General features: G+C 64.7%; 17 protein-coding genes and 1 pseudogene. 11 read left to right on the top strand and 7 right to left on the bottom strand.

Going from position 1 to position 17,735, the window contains the following annotated elements; all coding sequences use genetic code 11:
- Window positions 1-16: 16 nt before the first annotated feature.
- From EMQ25_RS12055 to EMQ25_RS12035, 5 genes are all read right to left on the bottom strand, one after another.
- Window positions 17-1,246, bottom strand: coding sequence for a Gfo/Idh/MocA family oxidoreductase (locus EMQ25_RS12055; RefSeq protein WP_127188838.1), 1,230 nt, complete (start codon window positions 1,244-1,246; stop codon window positions 17-19).
- Between the two features lie 8 nt (window positions 1,247-1,254).
- Window positions 1,255-2,079, bottom strand: a complete 825-nt coding sequence (locus tag EMQ25_RS12050) for a sugar phosphate isomerase/epimerase family protein (RefSeq protein WP_127188837.1) — start codon at window positions 2,077-2,079, stop codon at window positions 1,255-1,257.
- Window positions 2,076-3,245 carry a dihydrodipicolinate synthase family protein gene (locus EMQ25_RS12045; RefSeq protein WP_127188836.1) on the bottom strand — a complete coding sequence of 390 codons (1,170 nt, stop codon included), beginning with the start codon at window positions 3,243-3,245 and terminating at the stop codon, window positions 2,076-2,078. The genes EMQ25_RS12050 and EMQ25_RS12045 overlap by 4 nt, the downstream gene beginning before the upstream one ends.
- 153 nt (window positions 3,246-3,398) lie before the next feature.
- Window positions 3,399-4,550, bottom strand: coding sequence for a Gfo/Idh/MocA family protein (locus EMQ25_RS12040; RefSeq protein ID WP_127188835.1), 1,152 nt, complete (start codon window positions 4,548-4,550; stop codon window positions 3,399-3,401).
- A 98-nt stretch (window positions 4,551-4,648) separates the two neighbouring features.
- Entirely contained in the window at window positions 4,649-5,389 is a 741-nt protein-coding gene (locus EMQ25_RS12035) for a sulfite exporter TauE/SafE family protein (RefSeq protein ID WP_127188834.1), read from the bottom strand.
- A 187-nt stretch (window positions 5,390-5,576) separates the two neighbouring features.
- Here EMQ25_RS12035 and EMQ25_RS12030 point away from each other — a divergent pair, with 187 nt between their 5' ends.
- From EMQ25_RS12030 to EMQ25_RS11980, 11 genes and pseudogenes are all read left to right on the top strand, one after another.
- Window positions 5,577-6,611, top strand: a complete 1,035-nt coding sequence (locus EMQ25_RS12030) for a Bug family tripartite tricarboxylate transporter substrate binding protein (protein WP_127188833.1) — start codon at window positions 5,577-5,579, stop codon at window positions 6,609-6,611.
- 65 nt (window positions 6,612-6,676) lie between these two features.
- Complete coding sequence (locus EMQ25_RS12025) at window positions 6,677-7,237, top strand: tripartite tricarboxylate transporter TctB family protein (RefSeq protein ID WP_127188832.1); 561 nt, start codon at window positions 6,677-6,679, stop codon at window positions 7,235-7,237.
- A 12-nt stretch (window positions 7,238-7,249) separates the two neighbouring features.
- On the top strand, window positions 7,250-8,773 hold the full coding sequence (locus EMQ25_RS12020) for a tripartite tricarboxylate transporter permease (protein WP_127188831.1): 1,524 nt from the start codon (window positions 7,250-7,252) through the stop codon (window positions 8,771-8,773).
- Window positions 8,724-9,404, top strand: coding sequence for a TetR/AcrR family transcriptional regulator (locus EMQ25_RS12015; protein ID WP_127188830.1), 681 nt, complete (start codon window positions 8,724-8,726; stop codon window positions 9,402-9,404). Before EMQ25_RS12020 ends, EMQ25_RS12015 begins: the two co-directional genes overlap by 50 nt.
- Window positions 9,405-9,647: 243 nt before the next feature.
- Window positions 9,648-10,934, top strand: coding sequence for an ABC transporter substrate-binding protein (locus tag EMQ25_RS12010; RefSeq protein ID WP_425290236.1), 1,287 nt, complete (start codon window positions 9,648-9,650; stop codon window positions 10,932-10,934).
- 83 nt (window positions 10,935-11,017) lie between these two features.
- Window positions 11,018-11,881: pseudogene (locus EMQ25_RS12005) on the top strand (carbohydrate ABC transporter permease); the annotation flags it as partial.
- Window positions 11,882-11,981: 100 nt separating this feature from the next.
- Complete coding sequence (locus tag EMQ25_RS12000; protein ID WP_244606588.1) at window positions 11,982-12,755, top strand: carbohydrate ABC transporter permease; 774 nt, start codon at window positions 11,982-11,984, stop codon at window positions 12,753-12,755.
- Between the two features lie 17 nt (window positions 12,756-12,772).
- Complete coding sequence (locus EMQ25_RS11995; protein WP_127188826.1) at window positions 12,773-13,789, top strand: Gfo/Idh/MocA family protein; 1,017 nt, start codon at window positions 12,773-12,775, stop codon at window positions 13,787-13,789.
- Window positions 13,786-14,859 (top strand): Gfo/Idh/MocA family protein, encoded by a 1,074-nt coding sequence (locus tag EMQ25_RS11990; protein ID WP_127188825.1) that lies wholly within the window; start codon window positions 13,786-13,788, stop codon window positions 14,857-14,859. The genes EMQ25_RS11995 and EMQ25_RS11990 overlap by 4 nt, the downstream gene beginning before the upstream one ends.
- 9 nt (window positions 14,860-14,868) lie before the next feature.
- Window positions 14,869-15,948: an ABC transporter ATP-binding protein gene (locus EMQ25_RS11985; RefSeq protein WP_127188824.1), complete on the top strand. Its 1,080-nt coding sequence runs from the start codon at window positions 14,869-14,871 to the stop codon at window positions 15,946-15,948.
- A 93-nt stretch (window positions 15,949-16,041) separates the two neighbouring features.
- Entirely contained in the window at window positions 16,042-16,500 is a 459-nt protein-coding gene (locus EMQ25_RS11980; RefSeq protein WP_127188823.1) for a Crp/Fnr family transcriptional regulator, read from the top strand.
- A 1-nt stretch (window position 16,501) separates the two neighbouring features.
- On the opposite strand, the gene EMQ25_RS11975 is transcribed toward EMQ25_RS11980, so the two are convergent.
- Window positions 16,502-16,882 carry a DUF3307 domain-containing protein gene (locus tag EMQ25_RS11975; protein WP_127188822.1) on the bottom strand — a complete coding sequence of 127 codons (381 nt, stop codon included), beginning with the start codon at window positions 16,880-16,882 and terminating at the stop codon, window positions 16,502-16,504.
- Between the two features lie 111 nt (window positions 16,883-16,993).
- Window positions 16,994-17,638, bottom strand: a complete 645-nt coding sequence (locus tag EMQ25_RS11970) for a septation protein A (RefSeq protein WP_127188821.1) — start codon at window positions 17,636-17,638, stop codon at window positions 16,994-16,996.
- Window positions 17,639-17,735 lie beyond the last annotated feature (97 nt).

Here is a 17,735-nt window from a genome sequence, read left to right as displayed (position 1 = left end):
GACGCCGGCGGCGGCGTTAGTCGATCCCGCCGAGATCGGCGATGCGGACCGTCTCGCCGGTCCTGGCGCTCTGGAAAGCAGCGATGCCAGTGACGACGGACATCGCGCCGGCTCGTGAACCGGCGCGCTGGCCGAGCGGATCGGCTGCGCCCCTCAGGATCACGTCGCGCATCAGATTGTCCCCGCCATAATGTCCGCCCGGTGCGTGTGGCACCGAGATGCGTTCCACGCCGCCTCCGAAATTGTGCACGAGGAGGATTTCGTCGGCCTTCGGGGTCTCCCAGGGCTGCCGTTCGTACTGGCGGATCTCGATCCGACCCCTCGTCCCGTTAAAGGCGATGTGGTGCCCCTCGATCGGCATGTAGGTGTTGAGCGAATAGGAAACGACGACCTCGTTCTCATAGCGGATGTTCGCCGTCATCGTGTCGGGGATGTCGATGTCTTCCCGGTAGACGCAGGCGTCGCGGACATAGCCGTCGAGATCGGAAGGATCTTCGTAGAGCGTCTCGAGGAACTCGTCCGTCGTGATGTCGAAGAAATAGTCGCAGCGGTCGGCGTGGGGGCAGGTTCGGCAGCGCTCGCCGCGGAACGGGCCGGCGGCACCGTAATTGCGCAATTGTCCGAAAGCCGAGACGCTTTCCGGGTCGGCGCCGACATACCAGTTCAACAGGTCGAAATGGTGCGTCGCCTTGTGCACGAAGAGGCTGCCCGAATTCGCCGCATAGGCATGCCAGCGGCGGAAATAGTCCGCGCCGTGGAGGGTGTCGAGATACCAGTGGAAGTCGATCGAGGTGAGGGTGCCGATCGCCCCGTCGAGGAGGAGCGATTTCAGCCGGTGTGCGGTCGGCGCGAACCGGTAATTGAACGACACGTCGACCCGCCGGCCGGTACGCCGTTCGGCTTGGCGGATCCGGCGGATCTTTTCCAGGGTCGTGGTCATCGGCTTTTCAGTGATGACGTTGCAGCCGGCCTCGAGAGCCGCGATGATGATGTCGTCATGAGTGCTGTCGGGCGTGCAGACGATAACGAGTTCGGGCTTGGCCTCGCGCAGGGTGGTCTCGATATCGGTATAGATCGGCGCATTGGAGCCGATCATGGTGCGTGCGCGCTCGGCCCGTAACGGATTGGTGTCGCAGATGCCGACGAGGTCGACTTCGGGCCGCCAGCCCGCGAGCAGGTCGCGGCCCCACATGGTGGTGCCCCGGTTTCCGGTTCCGACGAGCGCAAAGCGGGTGCGGTCAGCCATTCTTGTCCTCAGCAGACGGAGTTGAACCGTTCGATGCAGGTTCGAAGCACCTCATCGCCCGGGCGATGCCACCAGTCCTCGGCCGAAAAGATCTCGACCTCCTGGGGGCCGTGATAGCCGGCGGCTTCGATGAGCGCCCGGAAGGCCTTGAGGTCGATCACCCCGTCGCCCATCATGCCGCGATCGAGGAGGAGATCGCGGGTGGGCACCAGCCAGTCGCAGATGTGGTGGGCGAGGATGCAGTGCATTTCGCCGGCCCGGGCGATGGCAGCGGCGAGGTTGGGGTCCCACCAGCAGTGATAGACGTCGATCGCCACCCCGACGCCGTCGCCGAGTTCGGCGCACATGTCGAGGGCCTGGTCGATCGTGTTCACGCAGGCCCGGTCGCCCGCATACATGGGGTGGAGCGGTTCGATGGCGATGGGTACGCCCGCGGCGCGCGCATGGGGGAGGATGGCAGCGAGCCCGTCGAGCACGGTCTTGCGCGCACCGGGCAGGTCCCGGCTGCCGGCGGGGAGGCCCCCGACGACCATGACGAGGCAATCGGCGCCGAGCGCCGCCGCTTCATCGATGGCGCGGAAATTGTCCTCGATGGCGGCGCGACGGCCCGCATCGTCGGGGGCGGTGAACATGCCGCCGCGGCAATGGCCGGTGACGCGCAGCCCATTGGAGTGGACGATTCTCGCGGCTTCATCGATGCCGATGGCCGCGATCTGGTCGCGCCAGGGGGAGATGGCGGTGATGCCGGCCCGGAGGCACCCGTCGACCGCCTCGGCAAAGCCCCATTGCTTGCGGGTGGTGGCGAGATTGAGCGAAAGGATGTTGTCGCTCATTTGCCAAGCCCGTTGACGGCGAGGAACGCCTCCATCCGGGCGGTCGCGCGCTCGGGATCGGAGAGGACGCGCGCCCGGTCGGCGAGGCGGAAAAGCTCGGAAAGGTGCTGGAGCGAGCGGGCGCTCTGCTGTCCGCCGACCATGGTGAAATGGTCCTGCAGGCCATTGAGCCAGGCGAGGAAGACGATGCCGGTCTTGTAGAAGCGCGTCGGCGCGGCAAAGATGTGCCGGCTGAGCGGCACGGTGGGCTCGAGGAGCTCGTAGAACTCGTTCTCGCTGCCCCGGCCGAGCGCGGCGAGGGCCGCCGAGGCGGCGGGCGCGATGGCGTCGAAGATGCCGAGCAGCGCATCGGAGTGATGCGTGCCGTCGCCGGCGATCAGCTCGGCATAGTTGAAATCATCGCCGGTATACATGCGCACGCCTTCGGGCAGGCGGGCGCGCATGGCGACCTCCTTTTCCTTGGAGAGGAGCGAGACCTTGATGCCGTCGACCTTGTCGGCATGGGCGGCGATGACGTCGAGGCAGACATCCATGGCCGCCTCGTGAGTCGGGCGGCCCCAATAGCCCTCCAGCGCGGGATCGAACATTTCGCCCAGCCAGTGGATGATGACGGGTTCTTTGACCTGGCTGAGGATGGCGTCGTAGACGCGGACGTAGTCGTCGGGGCTTTTTGCCGAAGCGGCGAGGGCGCGGCTGGCCATCAGGATGATGCGGCCGCCCTCGCCCTCGACGAAGCCCACCTGCTCTTCATAGGCGCCGATGATGGTCTCGATCGTGACGTCCGGCCCGGGGGCCAGGTGGTCGGTGCCCGCGCCGCAGCCGATCAGCGCATCGTCGCGGGTGCGCGCTTCGGCGAGGGCCCGGCGGATCAGCTCCTGCGCTTCGGGCCAGCCCAGCCCCATGCCGCGCTGGGCGGTGTCCATGGCCTCGGCGACGCCCAGCCCCAGATCCCAGAGGCGGTGGCGGAAGGCCAGCGTCTTGTCCCAGTCGATGGCGGGGGTCACCCAGGGGTCGTTGGGCGCGAAGGGGTCGGCGACGACATGGGCTGCGGCATAGGCGATGCGCGGGAAATCGGCCGCCTTGTGCTTTACGAGCGGGATGGGGGTGCCGGTCAGCGTATAGGGGCTGATCGTGCGGTCGGGATTGGGCAGGTCGATACTGGGCATGGGGTGCCTCCGTAAGGCCCCCTCACCCGGCGCTGCGCGCCGACCTCTCCCCGACGGGGAGAGGTGAAGAGGGGCACAATGGCTCGTCTTTCGTTACCTCTCCCCGTCGGGGAGAGGTCGGCCCCGCATGGGGCCGGGTGAGGGGGATCCGGCTCAGATCTCCAGCGCCGGCACGTCGAGCCAGCGGCGTTCGTGCCAGGATTTGAGGCCCAGCTCGGCGAGCTGGACGCCTTTGGCGCCGGCTTCGAGGCCATAGGGCCAGGGGGCGTCCTCGGCGACGTGGCGGAGGAACATTTCCCACTGGGCCTTGAAGCCGTTCTCGGCGGGCCAGTTGTCGGGCACTTCGTCCCAATCCTCGAAGAAATTCATCGTCTGGGGCTGGTCGGGGTTCCAGACCGGCTTGGGCGTGTTGACGCGGTGCTGGGTCCAGCATTTGTGGAGGCCCGCGACGGCCGAGCCATGGGTGCCGTCGACCTGGAAGGTGACGAGATCGTCGCGGCGCACGCGCACCGCCCAGCTCGAATTGATCTGGGCGATGATGCCGCCCTCGAGCTCGAACGTGGCGTAGGCCGCATCGTCGGTGTCGGCGTCATAGGGTTTGCCCGCTTCGTCGACGCGGCGCGGGATGTGGGTGGCGCCGAGACAGGAGACGGCCGTTACCGGGGCGAAGACGTTGTCGAGCACGTAGCGCCAGTGGCAGAGCATGTCGATGATGATGCCGCCGCCATCGGCCTTGCGGTAGTTCCATGAGGGGCGCTGGGCCTTCTGCCAGTCGCCCTCGAAGACCCAGTAGCCGAACTCGCCGCGCACCGAGAGGATCTGGCCGAAAAAACCGGAATCGCGCAGCATTTTGAGCTTCATGAGGCCGGGGAGGAAGAGCTTGTCCTGCACGACGCCATGCTTGAGGCCCGAGGCGCGGGCGGTGCGGGCGAGGTCGACGGCGATGGCGAGATCGTCCGAGGTGGGCTTTTCGCAATAGACGTGCTTGCCGGCGGCGAGGGCCTTCTCGATCAGCCCGGCGCGCACGAGCGTGGCGCCGGCATCAAAGAAGATCTCGTCATCGGGATTGGCGAGCGCGGCGTCGAGATCGTCGGTGAAGCGGGCGACGCCGTGCTTTCTGGCGATTGCCTCGACCTTGTCGCGGTTGCGCCCGACGAGGATCGGGTCGACCACCAGCCGGTCGCCATTGGCGAGCGCGATGCCGCCCTGGTCGCGGATGGCGAGGATGGAGCGCACCAGATGCTGGTTGTAGCCCATGCGCCCGGTGATGCCGTGCATGATGATGCCGATGCGGCGTTCAGCCATGAAACAAAATCCTCCCCCGCGCCCCGTATGCCGGGGTCGATGCGTGTAACTGTATGGTTACTTAATGCATCAAGAGCGCGCGGCGTCAAGCGCCGGCGTCAGATGCCGGCGACGAGCTTGAGCCCGATCAGCCCGAGGAAGACGAGGATCATGCGGTCGAACGCCTTTCGGCTCAGCCTGCCGGCGAAAGTCTGCCCGATCGGCATGACGAGCAGGATGGGCACGAGCGCGAAGAGGCCCTGCAGCAGCCATTCCGCCCTGATGGCGCCGAGCAGGAAAAGGCTGGGCAATTGCACGACGGCGAGGACGAGAAACATGGAGGAGACGGCAAACACATAGGTCGGGCGCTCGAACCCCATCGCATGGATGAAGGTAACCCCGATTGGAGCGGAAATGCCGGTTGCCCCATGCAACACCCCGGCACCGAGACCCATCGGCAGTCCGAGAAGGAGGCTCCTTGCGCGCTGTACGACCAGATGCGGGTTCATAAGCCGAAAGGCCACGTAGAAGAGGAGGATGAGCCCGAGGCCGAGCAGCAGGGCGCGCTCGGGTGCCGTCGTCAGGATGATCGAACCGGCGACGACGCCAAGCCCGCTGCCAACGAGGAAGCGGGGCAGGAAACGAAGACTTTCATCGTGACGCATGTGCCGAAAGCTCCAGGTCTGCCAGGCATTGGTAACGATGATCGGGATGATCATCAGGACCACTGCGTGCTGCAGACCGAATACCGCAGCAAGGGCAGGAAGGGCGATCATCGGCAGGCCCATGCCTGTCGCGCCCTTGACGAACGCCCCGGCAGCCAGAGCGGCAGTCAGTACGGCATAATCGGCAAAATCCATGATGCGTCTCCGGCAGGGCTGTGGATTGGTAGTGGAGCGCGCGGCAGTTGTCAGCCCCGTCAATCAACGCCCTCCCTCACTCCGGAACCGACTGGTTACTTATTGGCTTGACAGCCCACATGACCTGCGCCCACTCTTTGGCGTGCAGGGATGAGCCGCAAAGGCCTCCTGCCAAGGGAGGATAATCATGAGACATTCGCGACTGGCGCTGGCACTCGGCGCTTCCGGCCTCGTTCTGGCATCCGGACTTGCCCATGCTCAGGAGTGGCAACCCGACCGGCCGATCAACCTGATCGTGCCGTGGGGCGCGGGCGGGTCGACCGACCAGATCACACGCGTCACGGCCCCGATTCTCGCCGAGGCGCTCGGCGTCGAGGTGGTCGTGGTCAACCAGCCCGGCGCCTCGGGCGCCATCGGCACCCAGGAGGTGCTGAACGCCCCGCGCGACGGCTATACCTGGACCGCCAACGCCATCGCCAACAACGCCACCTATTCAGTGTCGGGCCTGCTCGAGGACACCGACATCGACGACTGGCACATCTATCTTTCGGTCGCGAACGTGCCGGTGGTGTCCGTTCCGGCCGACAGCGAGTTCGAGGATTTCGGTCAGTTGCTGGAAGCGCTGCGGGACCGCGGCGCGTCGATCTCCATCGCGACGGCCGGGATCACCTCCTCGGGCGGCACGGCGATCGCGACGATCTCCGATGCAGGTGGGTTCGACTACAACATGATCACATATGATGGCGGCGGACCGGCGGCAATCGCCACGGCGTCGGGCGAGGCAATGGTCACGACGCAGCTGGCTGTGGAGCAGACCGAACTCATCCGCGGGGGCCGGCTGAAGGCGCTCGCCGTGCTCTCTGACCAGGAGCTCGTGCTCGAGGGCGTCGATCCGATCCCGCCGATCACCAATTGGCTGCCCGAGATCGATACCGCCCCCGACTATTTCGGCATCTTCCTGCCGCGCGGGGTTCCCGATGAGGTGGTCGCTACCCTTGATCGCATCTGGGAGGAGGAGGTCATGACCTCCGACGCCATCCGGGAATATGCCGAGACCTATGGCGCGGTCTTCGACCCGTCCTTTGGCGAGGAGGCCCGTTCGCGGGCAATGCCGGTGGTGATCATGGAGGCCTGTTCCTCGGTGGAACGCGGCGAGGCGGTCAACGATCCTTCGACCATCGGCATCGATTGCGAGACGATGACCGAGACCCGCGCCCAATAAGGTAAGCCCAATCCGGCCGCCGGGCGCATGCGTTCGGCGGCCTCTTTTCGTCCGAGGAGGCTGGCATGGATGATCGGGAGGCGGGCCCGGCTGGGCCCGATATGGTCGGGCAGGACGCGGAGGATGGGGCTCGCATGGTGAGGGCGGATCTTCTTGCCGGCCTCTTTTTCGTCGTCTTGGGCGTCGCGATCCTCTATGCCTCATGGACCATGCCGCGCCTCGAGGCACGGCGCATCCATCCGATGACGATCCCCGGCCTCGTGCCGGGCCTTCTGAGCGTTGCGCTCGTAATCTGCGGCGGGGTGCTGGCGTTTCGCTCGTCGCGAGCCCACGCGCCCGGCGGCTGGCGGGCCCTCGGCTCCATCTTCACATCCGAGGCGGCATTGCGTGCCGGAGCGGTCGCGGGGCTCGCGCTCATCTACACTCTCGGGCTTGTCGGTCTTGTTCCCTTCTGGGCAGCGACGGCGATCTTCGTTGCAGCTTTCATCCTCGTCTTCGAGGTCTGGCTGGCCGAACCGCGGCGCCCGCTCCTCGAGAGCCTGCCCTGGGCGGTGGGGCTGGCCATCGTTACTGCGATCGTCGTCACGCTCGTTTTCGAGCGGGCGTTCCTCGTCCGCCTGCCCTAGAAAGGCTGATCCATGTTTGACGGCCTCGGGCTTCTTTTCGGCGGCATCACACACTTCCTCAACCCGGTCTCGCTGTTCAATATCGCCTGGGCTACCCTTCTGGGCATCATCATCGGCGCATTGCCCGGTCTCACCGCCACGATGGGCGTCGCTCTTCTCGTGACCCTCACCTACAAGATGTCGCCCGATCAGGCGATCCTGTGCCTCATGTGTCTTTACTCAGGGGCGATCTATGGCGGCAGCCGAACGGCGATCCTCCTCGCCATTCCCGGCACGCCTGCCTCGGCGGCGACGACGCTTGATGGGCATCCGCTGGCGCTGCAGGGCAAGGCGGGGCTGGCCATGGGGCTCGCGACGACATCCTCTGCCCTTGGCACAGTGGTCGGCATCTTTTTTCTGGCGCTGATCGCGCCGCTCCTCGCCGAGGCGGCGCTGCGCTTTGGCACCTATGAGTTCTTCTGGCTCGCGCTTTTCGGCGTCGTCATTTCGGGCCAGCTGACGGCGATGGACGATCCCTTGAAGGGCTATATCGCCGGGATACTGGGCCTTCTCATCGCGATGATCGGCATGGAGACCCTCCACGCGCACCAGCGCTTCACCTTCGGCATCGCGGCGCTGGGCGGCGGGGTCGATCTCATTCCGGCAATGGTCGGGGCGTTCGGGTTCGCGGAAATCCTCGGGGTGATGAAGCGCCGGGCACAGGCGCGGGTCGTGACCGCAGGCGACCGGGTCGTCCCGCGCTTCGGAGAGGTCCTCAAATACTGGAAGACGACGCTGCGCTCGGGCGTCATCGGCACGTTTGTCGGCATCGTGCCGGGCGTCGGGGAAGATGTCGGGGCCTGGGCGTCCTATGCGGCGGCCAAGCGGGCGAGCAAGGAGCGCAAGCTCTTTGGTCGCGGCAGTCAGGAAGGGTTGATCGCGGCCGAAACCGGAAATTCCGCAGTCGTACCGGGGGCGATGATCCCAACCCTCACGCTTGCCCTGCCCGGCTCTGCGGCGGCTGCGGTGCTCATTGCCGCAATGTTCATCCACGGCATCCGGCCCGGCCCGCTGCTCATGACGGAGAACCCGCAGTTTCTCTATCAGATCGTGGCGATCCTTCTGTTCTCCACCTTGGCGATCCTCGTCTTCGGCCTCTCGCTGACCCGGCCGCTGCTGACGGTGCTCATGGTGCCGCGCGAGCGGCTGATGCCGATCGTCTACGTCCTCTGCGTTGTCGGGTCCTTTGCCATCACGCAGCGCATGTTCGACGTCTACGTCATGGTCGCCTTCGGGCTCATCGGCTTCCTGTTGCGCGAAATGAAGTACCCCATGGCCCCGCTGGTGCTCGGCATCATCCTGGGCGATCTGCTCGATCTCAATCTGCGGCGCGGGCTGCTGCTCACCAATGGCGATCCCAGCCCCTTCTTTACGCGCCCGATCAGCGCTGTTATCTGCTTGACGATCGTCTTCACCATCCTGATGTCCATTCCGGCGGTATCGTCCCGTGTCAGAGCCCTCTTCGTCCGAAACACCGGCCGGGCGGGCTCCGTCTGACGGCGAGCGGCGCGGTCGCAACGCGGCGCGCACCAAGGCGGAAATCCTTGCGGCCGGCCGCGCCGAATTCAGCGCGCGCGGCTTCGAGGGTGCGCGCGTCGATGCGATCGCCGAGCGGGCAGGGGCCAACAAGCGGCTGCTCTACCACTATTTCGGCAATAAGGAGGAGCTCTACTGCGCGGTGCTCCTCGATGCCTACCAGGAGATCCGGAGGGGCGAGCGTGCGCTCAGCCTTGATCGATACGGCCCCGTCGAAGCGATGGACCGGTTGGTGCGCTTCACCTTTCGCCATTTCCTCGCCAATCCCTGGTTCACCCGGCTGCTGACGACGGAAAACCTCGAAAATGCGCGCTTCCTGAAAACGCTCCCCGACATTCCGGCGCTGCATTCGCCGCTCGTTGGCCAGATCGAGACGATCATCGCCCGGGGTGCCGAAAAAGGTCTGTTCAGGCGGGATGCCGATCCAATCCAGCTCTACATTTCGGTTGCGGCGCTGGGCTATTTCTACGTTTCCAACATGAAGACGCTGTCGGTGATCTTCGCGCGCGATCTCGAGGACATCGCCATGGTGCAGGAACGCGAAGCCCATGCCGTCGAAATGGTGCTCGACTATTTAAAGACGGGTGCCTGAACTCCACCACAATGTGGTATGGAAGACGCAAGCCACCAAATCTCGAAAATGCGAACACGAGCCTGCTTGACAGCAGGCTAGCGCTTTGGCGTCATGTAACCAGATGGTGACTTATGGCTCAGCGGACGCAAGATCCGCGGGCCCTCAGGTCCCCAGGGGAGGATGCTCGGCAGGCTTGCGCCCGCCCGGCATGGGCTATCGCGGGGCGCTCCTGCGCCCGCGCACGACCAAAGGGAGGAGACCATGGTCATGACCAACAGACGTTCATTCCTCATCGGCAGTGCCGCGCTTGCGGCGCTTGGCGCCACCGGCGTCCGTCCGGCTTTCGCACAGGCCGATCGGCTCCGCCTCCTGTGGTGGGGCAGCCAGGATCGTGCCGATCGCACTTTTGCGGTGGCCGACCTCTTCGAAGCGGCAAACTCGGGCATGACGGTCGATGGCGAGTTCCTTGGCTGGGGTGATTACTGGCCGCGCGTGGCCACCCAGACCGCAGGCGGCAATGCCCCTGACGTCATCCAGATGGATTATCGTTATCTCTTCGAATATGCGCGGCGCGGCGCACTCGCCCCTCTCGAGGGCTATCGCGGCGAAGCGTTGCACGTCGATGATTTCGATCAGGCCCAGATCGAGGGCGGCAGCGTCGATGGTTCGCTCTACGGCATTAGCCTCGGGGCCAATTCATCGGCCTTGATGCTGAACGTCGCTGCTTTCGAGGAAGTCGGCATGGACCTTCCCGGGCCCGATACGACCTGGGAAGAGTTCGCGGCGGCCATGACGGAATTCTCCCAGGCGACGCCGCGTCAGAACTATGCCGGAACGGCAGATGGCTCTGGTGTGGAGCCGCTCTTTGAGAACTGGCTGCGTCAGCGCGGCAAGGCGCTCTACACGGCAGACGAGCAGCTCGGCTTCGATGCCGCGGACGTGACCGAGTGGTTCCAGATGTGGGCCGACATGCGCGCCGCTGGCGCGACGGTGCCGCCCGACGTGCAGGCGCTCGACCAGTATACGATCGAGACGGGCATGGTGAGCCTGGGGCGCGCCGCGACGTCCTTTGCCCATTCCAACCAGCTCGTGGGGTATCAGGCGATCAATCCCGAGCCCATCACGCTCAGCAACTATCCCCGCGTCGGCGCAGATGGTTCGGGCGGCCATTACCGCAAGCCGTCGATGTTCTTTTCGGTGGCCTCCCAGGCCGCCAATCCCGAAGGCGCAGTGGCGTTCATCGATTTCTTCGTCAACAATCCCGAGGCGGCAGCCGTGCTTGGTGTCGAGCGTGGGGTGCCGGAATCCGCGGCGGTGCGCGATGCGCTGACCCCGACGCTGGACGAGCTGGGCCAGCGCGCCGTCGCCTATGTCGCGGGCCTCGGTGATCTCGCCGGGGCGCTGCCACCGCCGCCACCGGCCGGTGCGGGCGAGGTCGACTTCGCGCTTCGTCGCGTGTCGGAGGAAATCGCTTTCGGCGCGACGACGCCCGAAGCCGCCGGCCCGGCCTTCATCGACGAAGCCGCCGGCATCCTGGCCCGGGGCTGACGATGACGGCGCGCGCGGACGCTTCGATCGACATCGCTGCCGGGCGCGCCAACCGCTCCGTGCTCTCCCGCTTCTGGGAGCGCAACGGGGCGGGCTATATGTTTCTTGTGCCTTGGCTCATCGGCTTTTTCGGCCTGACGCTCGGGCCTGCGCTGATTTCGCTCTATCTCTCCTTTACCAATTTCGACCTGCTGCGCGAGCCCGTCTGGGTGGGCACGGCCAACTATGTGCGCATGGTCACGGCGGACCCGAAATTCGCTGCGTCCATGCGCGTGACATTCTCCTTCGTCCTGTTCTCGGTACCGTTGAAACTCTGCTTCGCCCTGCTGGTGGCCGTTGCGCTCAATCGCGGCATGCGGGGCCTGCCGCTCTACCGGGCGGTCTTCTATCTGCCCTCGTTGCTGGGCGCGTCGGTGGCGATCGCCGTGCTCTGGCGGCAGCTTTTCGCCGCCGATGGGCTCGTCAACATGTTCCTCGCCAATTTCGGGATTGTCGGGCCGAGCTGGATCTCCAACCCCAACTATTCGCTCTGGACGCTGATCGTGCTCAGCGTCTGGCAGTTCGGGTCCCCGATGATCATCTTCCTTGCGGGCCTGCGCCAGATCCCTGCCGACATGTATGAGGCCGCGAGCCTCGATGGCGCCTCGCGCTGGCGCCAATTCTACAAGATCACCCTGCCGCTGCTGACCCCGGTCATCTTCTTTAACGCGGTCGTCCAGACCATCGAGGCGTTCAAGGCCTTTACCCCCGCCTTCATCATTTCGGGCGGCACCGGCGGGCCGATCAACTCCACGCTTTTCTACACGCTCTATCTCTACCAGGAGGCCTTTGCCTATTTCCGCATGGGCTACGCCTCAGCGCTCGCCTGGGTGCTCGTGGTCATCGTTGCGCTCTTTACCGGCTTTGCCTTCCTGACCTCGAAGTTCTGGGTGCATTATGACGACTGAACCGCATCGCCTGAGCGTGGTGCGGGGCGGGGAGAACCGCCTCGCGCGTCGCATCCTCTCGATCAGCATTCATGCCGTCCTGATCGCCTGCTCGATCCTGATGCTCTACCCGCTCATCTGGATGCTCGCCGCATCGGTGCGCCCACAGACCGAGATCTTCCAGTCCGGCTCGATCATCCCATCGGCGATCGACTTTTCATCCTATGTGCGCGGGTGGTTCGGCTTGCGCATCAGCTTTGGCACGTTCTTCTGGAATTCGTTCGTCATCGCGACGCTCTCGATTGTAGGGAATCTGATCGCGTGCTCGCTTGCCGCCTTTGCCTTCGCGCGGCTCGATTTCGCAGGGCGGCGGTTCTGGTTCGCGCTCATGCTGGGCACGCTGATGCTGCCCTATCACGTGACCCTCATCCCCCAATACGTGCTCTTTCTCAATCTGGGCTGGGTCAACACCATCCTGCCGCTCGTGGTGCCGAAATTCCTCGCAGCGGACGCGTTCTTCATCTTCCTCATGGTGCAGTTCTTCCGCGGCATACCGCGCGAACTCGATGAGGCGGCGATGATGGACGGGTGCGGCCCCTGGCGCATCTACTGGAAGATCATGCTGCCGCTCTCGATGCCCGTGCTCGCAACCGCGGCGATCTTCACTTTCATCTGGACCTGGGACGATTTCTTCGGGCCGCTCATCTACCTCAACGACATGCGCTCCTACACTGTCCAGTTGGGGCTCCGCAGCTTTGTGGATTCGAGCGCGCAGAGCGACTGGGGCGGGCTCTTCGCCATGTCGACGCTCAGCCTCGTACCGGTCTTCTTTTTCTTCCTTTTCTTCCAGCGTCTCCTCATCGAGGGCATCGCCACTACCGGCATGAAGCGCTGAGCCTCGGGAACATCAGCATGAGCATCAGTTTCGGCGTCATCGGCATCAATCACGGTCATGTCTTCGGGCAGGTGGACTGCCTGTTGAGGGCCGGCGCACGCTTTACCGCCTTCCACGCGCCCGAAGACGATCTGGCCGAGGCTTTTTCCGCCCGCTACCCCGAAGCCCGTCGCGTTGCCGATCCGCGCGCCATCCTCGAGGATCCGGCGCTTGCCCTCGTCGTTTCGGCCGCGATCCCCGGGGACCGGGCTGCAATCGGGCTCTCGGCGATGCGCGCGGGCAAGGATTTCATGGTCGACAAGCCGGGCATGACGAGCCTTGATCAGCTCGCCGAGCTGCGTGCGGTCCAGGCCGAGACCGGCCGGATCTATTCGGTCTGCTACTCGGAGCATTTCGAGACCCGCTCGACCGTGCGCGCGGGCGAACTCGTTGCAGAGGGCGCGATCGGCGAGGTGCTCCATACGGTTGGGCTCGGGCCACATTCGCTCAGCAATGGCAAACGCGCGCCGTGGTTCTTCGAACGCCAGCGCTATGGCGGGATCCTGACCGATATTGCCTCGCACCAGTGCGAGCAGTTCCTCTTCTTTTCGGGCACGATCGAAGCGGAAGTGATTTCGGCGACCGTTGCCAATCGTGCGCATCCCGAGCATCCGGGCCTGCAGGATATCGGCGACATCCATCTGCGCACGCCGCGCACGACGGGCTATGTCCGCGTGGACTGGTTTACTCCCAAGGGTCTGCCCATTTGGGGCGACGGACGGCTCACCATTCTGGGGACCGATGGCTATATCGAGCTTCGGAAATATATCGACGTCACAGGGCGGGAGGGGATCGATCACCTGATCCTCGTCAATCACGAGGGCATATCGCGCATCGATTGCTCGGATACCGAGCTGCCCTACGGCCGGCAATTGCTTGCCGACATCGAGAACCGGACCGAAACCGCGATGAGCCAGGCCCATTGCTTCAAGGCCATGGAGCTCGCGCTCACGGCCCAGCAGATGGCCGAAGCCGGCACCGAGTGGCAGCAATGAGCCGCCTGCGCGTCGCCGTCATCGGCTGCGGCATCGGGCGCAGTCACATCACCGAGGGCTATCTCAGCAACGCGTCGCTCTTCGAGGCTGCCGCGCTCTGCGATCTCGATCCCAGGCGCATGGATGATCTGGGGGATGCCTTCGGGATTGCGAGGCGCGAGACCTCTCTCGATGTTCTCCTTGCCGATGATGGCATCGACGTCATCGACATCTGTACTCCGCCCTCGGTGCATTACGAACAGATCCTCAAGAGCCTTGCGGCCGGCAAGCATGTCGTTTGCGAGAAGCCGCTCGTCGGATCGCTCGCCGATCTCGATGCGGTGATGGCTGCCGAGGCGGAGGCGGCCGGGCGGCTGATGCCCATCTTTCAGTACCGGTTCGGAGACGGCATCGCACGGGTCAAGGCCATCCTCGAGGCGGGGATTGCCGGAAAACCCTATGTCGGCACCGCCGAAACCTTCTGGCGGCGCGGCGCGGACTATTATGCAGTGCCATGGCGCGGCAAATGGAAAACCGAGCTGGGCGGCGTCTTGATGGGGCACGCAATCCACATCCATGACCTGATGAATTATCTGATGGGTCCAATCGCTGGCGTTTTCGGCCGGGTTGCGACCCGCGTGAACCCTATCGAGGTGGAAGACTGCGTCAGCGCGTCCTGCCTCATGGAAAGCGGCGCGCTCGTCTCACTGACCGCGACGCTCGGCAATCAGGACGAGATCAGCAGGCTCCGGCTCTGCTTTGAAAACGTGACCTTCGAAAGCGATCACGCGCCCTATTCGCCGGGCGCAAAGCCATGGACGATCATTCCGGCCAATGAGGCGGTAGCAGCGCAGATCGACGCCCTCCTCGCGGACTGGCAGCCGGTGGCGCCCCGGTTCGAAACCCAGATGCGGCTCTTTCACGAAGCCATCGCAACCGGCGGCCCCTTGCCGGTAACGAGTGCGGATGCGCGGCGCGCGCTCGAACTGGTCACGGCCTTCTATCACTCTGCCGAAACGCGCAGCGAGGTCACCCTGCCCATCGGCCCCGACCATCCCAAATATCGCAGCTGGCTGCCTGCGGGCGCCTGAGGAGAGAGCATGGCGACCAGCGTCACCCTCACCAAGATCGTCAAGCGCTATGGCGAGGTCGAAGTCATCCACGGGGTGGATCTCGAAATCGTGCCCGGCCAGTTCGTCGTCTTCGTCGGGCCCTCGGGCTGCGGCAAATCTACCTTGCTGCGGATGATTGCCGGGCTCGAGCCGATCAGTGGCGGGGACATGTTGATCGACGGGGAGCGGATGAACCAGGTGCCCGCGGCGCGGCGCGGCATTGCGATGGTCTTCCAGTCCTATGCCCTTTATCCGCATATGTCGGTCTACAAGAACCTCGCCTTCGGGCTCGAGACGGCAGGCCTGAAGGACGCCGAGATCAGGCCGCGCGTGATGCGCGCAGCGGAGATCCTGCGGATCGTTCCGCTACTCGAGCGCAAGCCGAAGCAGCTTTCAGGCGGGCAGCGCCAGCGCGTCGCCATCGGGCGCGCCATCGTGCGGGAGCCGCGGATCTTCCTGTTCGACGAGCCGCTCTCCAATCTCGATGCCGAATTGCGGGTGCAGATGCGCGTGGAGATCGCAAAGCTCCATCGCGAGCTGGGCAACACCATGATCTACGTCACGCACGACCAGGTGGAGGCCATGACGATGGCCGATACGATCGTCGTGCTCAATGGCGGCCATGTCGAGCAGGTCGGTGCCCCGCTCGATCTCTACAACGCACCGCGCAACAAATTCGTGGCCGGCTTCATCGGCAGCCCGAAGATGAACTTCCTCGAAGCGCGCCTCGAAGCTGTGGATGGTGTCGGCAGCGCCCTCAGTGTCGCGGGCACCCGGATGATCCTGCCGCGGGCCGTGCGGGCGACGCCGGGCAGTTCGGTGCAGTTCGGGGTCCGTCCCGAGCACATCTCCCTTTCTGAGGCGGACGGGCTCAGGCTTGCGGATTTAAGGGTCGATCTCGTCGAGCAGCTCGGTGGCGCAACGATGATCTACGGCACTACGGCTGACGGGCAGACGCTGACCGTGTCGCTCGATGGCCAGCAGGATGTCGCGCGGGGGAGTACGGTCACCGCGCACGTCGATCCACGGCGGGTGCACATCTTCCTCGAAGACGGGGCAGCGGGCTGAGCGCAAGGCCGTCTCACCGGGGCTCACGGCCACTCTTTTTCGCGACAGCGAAATAGGGCAGGATGGCCTCGCGCGGGCAGCGGAGCGGGGCACATGGCGGACATTCTCGATTTTTGCAAAGGCATGCCGGTCGAAGATTTCGAGAGCGGCACGACGCTTCTGGCCGAGGGGCAGCAATCGGGGCGCATCTTCGTGCTGATCGAGGGGCAGGTGGAAGTCATGCGCCGCGGCACCCAGGTCAGCTATGTCGATGAGCCGGGCTCGATCTTCGGGGAGATGGCGGTGCTCCTCGACATGGCTCACAGCGCAACGGTCAAGGCGCTGGGCCCGGTCCGCGCGCACATCATCGACGATGCGCTGGCATTCATGGGCAGCCGCCCAGAGATCGCCCTGCACGTCGCGGCCCTGCTTGCGCGGCGGCTCTATTATACGACGTCCTATCTCGTGGATCTGCAGCAGCAGGCCGCCGGCAAGCGAGAGGATCTCGATCTCGTCGACAAGATCCTCGCGCAACTGGTCGACAAGTCCGGCAAGCGTCGCCGCAAGGGCTGAACTATCGAAGGATCAGGACGACCATCGCCAGCATGCCCACATAGGTGAGCTGGTGAAGGAACTGGTCGAGCCCGTGCAGCGCCCAGTAGCGGCGTGGCGTTTCGGCATGTCCTGCGGACCCGCCATAGCGGGCCTTCAGATAATCGAGCCCGTAATGGAGGACGAATTCGAGGGCGAGGAGACCAATGAGGGCCATCGGTGGCAAACCAGCCCAGACGAGAACAAGCGCCGATCCGACGAGGTGGACCGCTGCATGCGCATAGCCGCCTGGATGGCCGAGATCGCCTTTGCCGGCGAGCATGATCGGGGTCTGTAACAGATAGTCGGCGACGAAATGCTTGAGCTGCAGTCCAGCCAGCAGGAGGAGGATCAGCTCTGGCATGGTCGCCCTTTCCAGCTGGCGCGCCCAGAGACTGAATCATCAGAGGCGCGCGCTGGCAAGCCGTTTCGACGACCGAGAAAGCGGGGCTGAAGCCGACCGCAAAAGTCCCGGTCAGCGGGCGTTGGGTGCGTCCGTCAGGGTCAGCTTCGGCTCTTCGGCATCGGGCGCGTAGCGGGTGAGAAGCGGCAGCTGGAACATCGAAAAGACGATGGTCAGCGGCATGATCGCCCAAACCTTGAAGGCAACCCAGAAATCGGTCGAAAAGCCGCGCCACACGACTTCGTTGAGGATCGCGAGGACGAAGAAGAACAGGCCCCAGCGCAACGTCAGAGCGGTCCACCCTTCCGGCTTCAGCTTGTAGACGTCGCCGAACACGTATTTGAGCAGCGACTGCCCAAAGAGTAGCCCGCCGAGGAGCACCGCGCCGAACATGGTGTTGACGATGGTCGGCTTCATCTTGATGAACGTATCGTCCTGCAGCCAGAGCGTCAGGCCGCCAAAGACCAGAACGACGACACCGGTGACGAGCGGCATCACGGCGATCCGTTTCAGCAGGAGCCAGGAGCCGAGCAGCGAAACCACCATCGCGCCCATGAACCAGGCGGTGGCGACGAAAATGTCGGCGCGTGCATTGGCAATGAAGAACACCACGAGCGGCCCGAGTTCGAGGCCGAGCTTGGTCAATTGCGGACGGAGCTCTGACCAGCTCGGCTCGGCTGCGGCTGGCTCGGAGCCCTTGGCGGTGTGTTCGGTCATCGGCTCGTCTTTTCTTTCTGTTCGCGCCAATATGGGCACCTGCCGGGCTCGAGGCAAGCCGAGCCCGGCCTTTGCAGTGCTAACGGTGCAGCATGGT

Origin of the sequence: Arsenicitalea aurantiaca (assembly GCF_003994485.1) — a bacterium.
GTDB lineage: Bacteria > Pseudomonadota > Alphaproteobacteria > Rhizobiales > Devosiaceae > Arsenicitalea > Arsenicitalea aurantiaca.
This window is presented reverse-complemented; position numbering and strand designations above follow the sequence as displayed.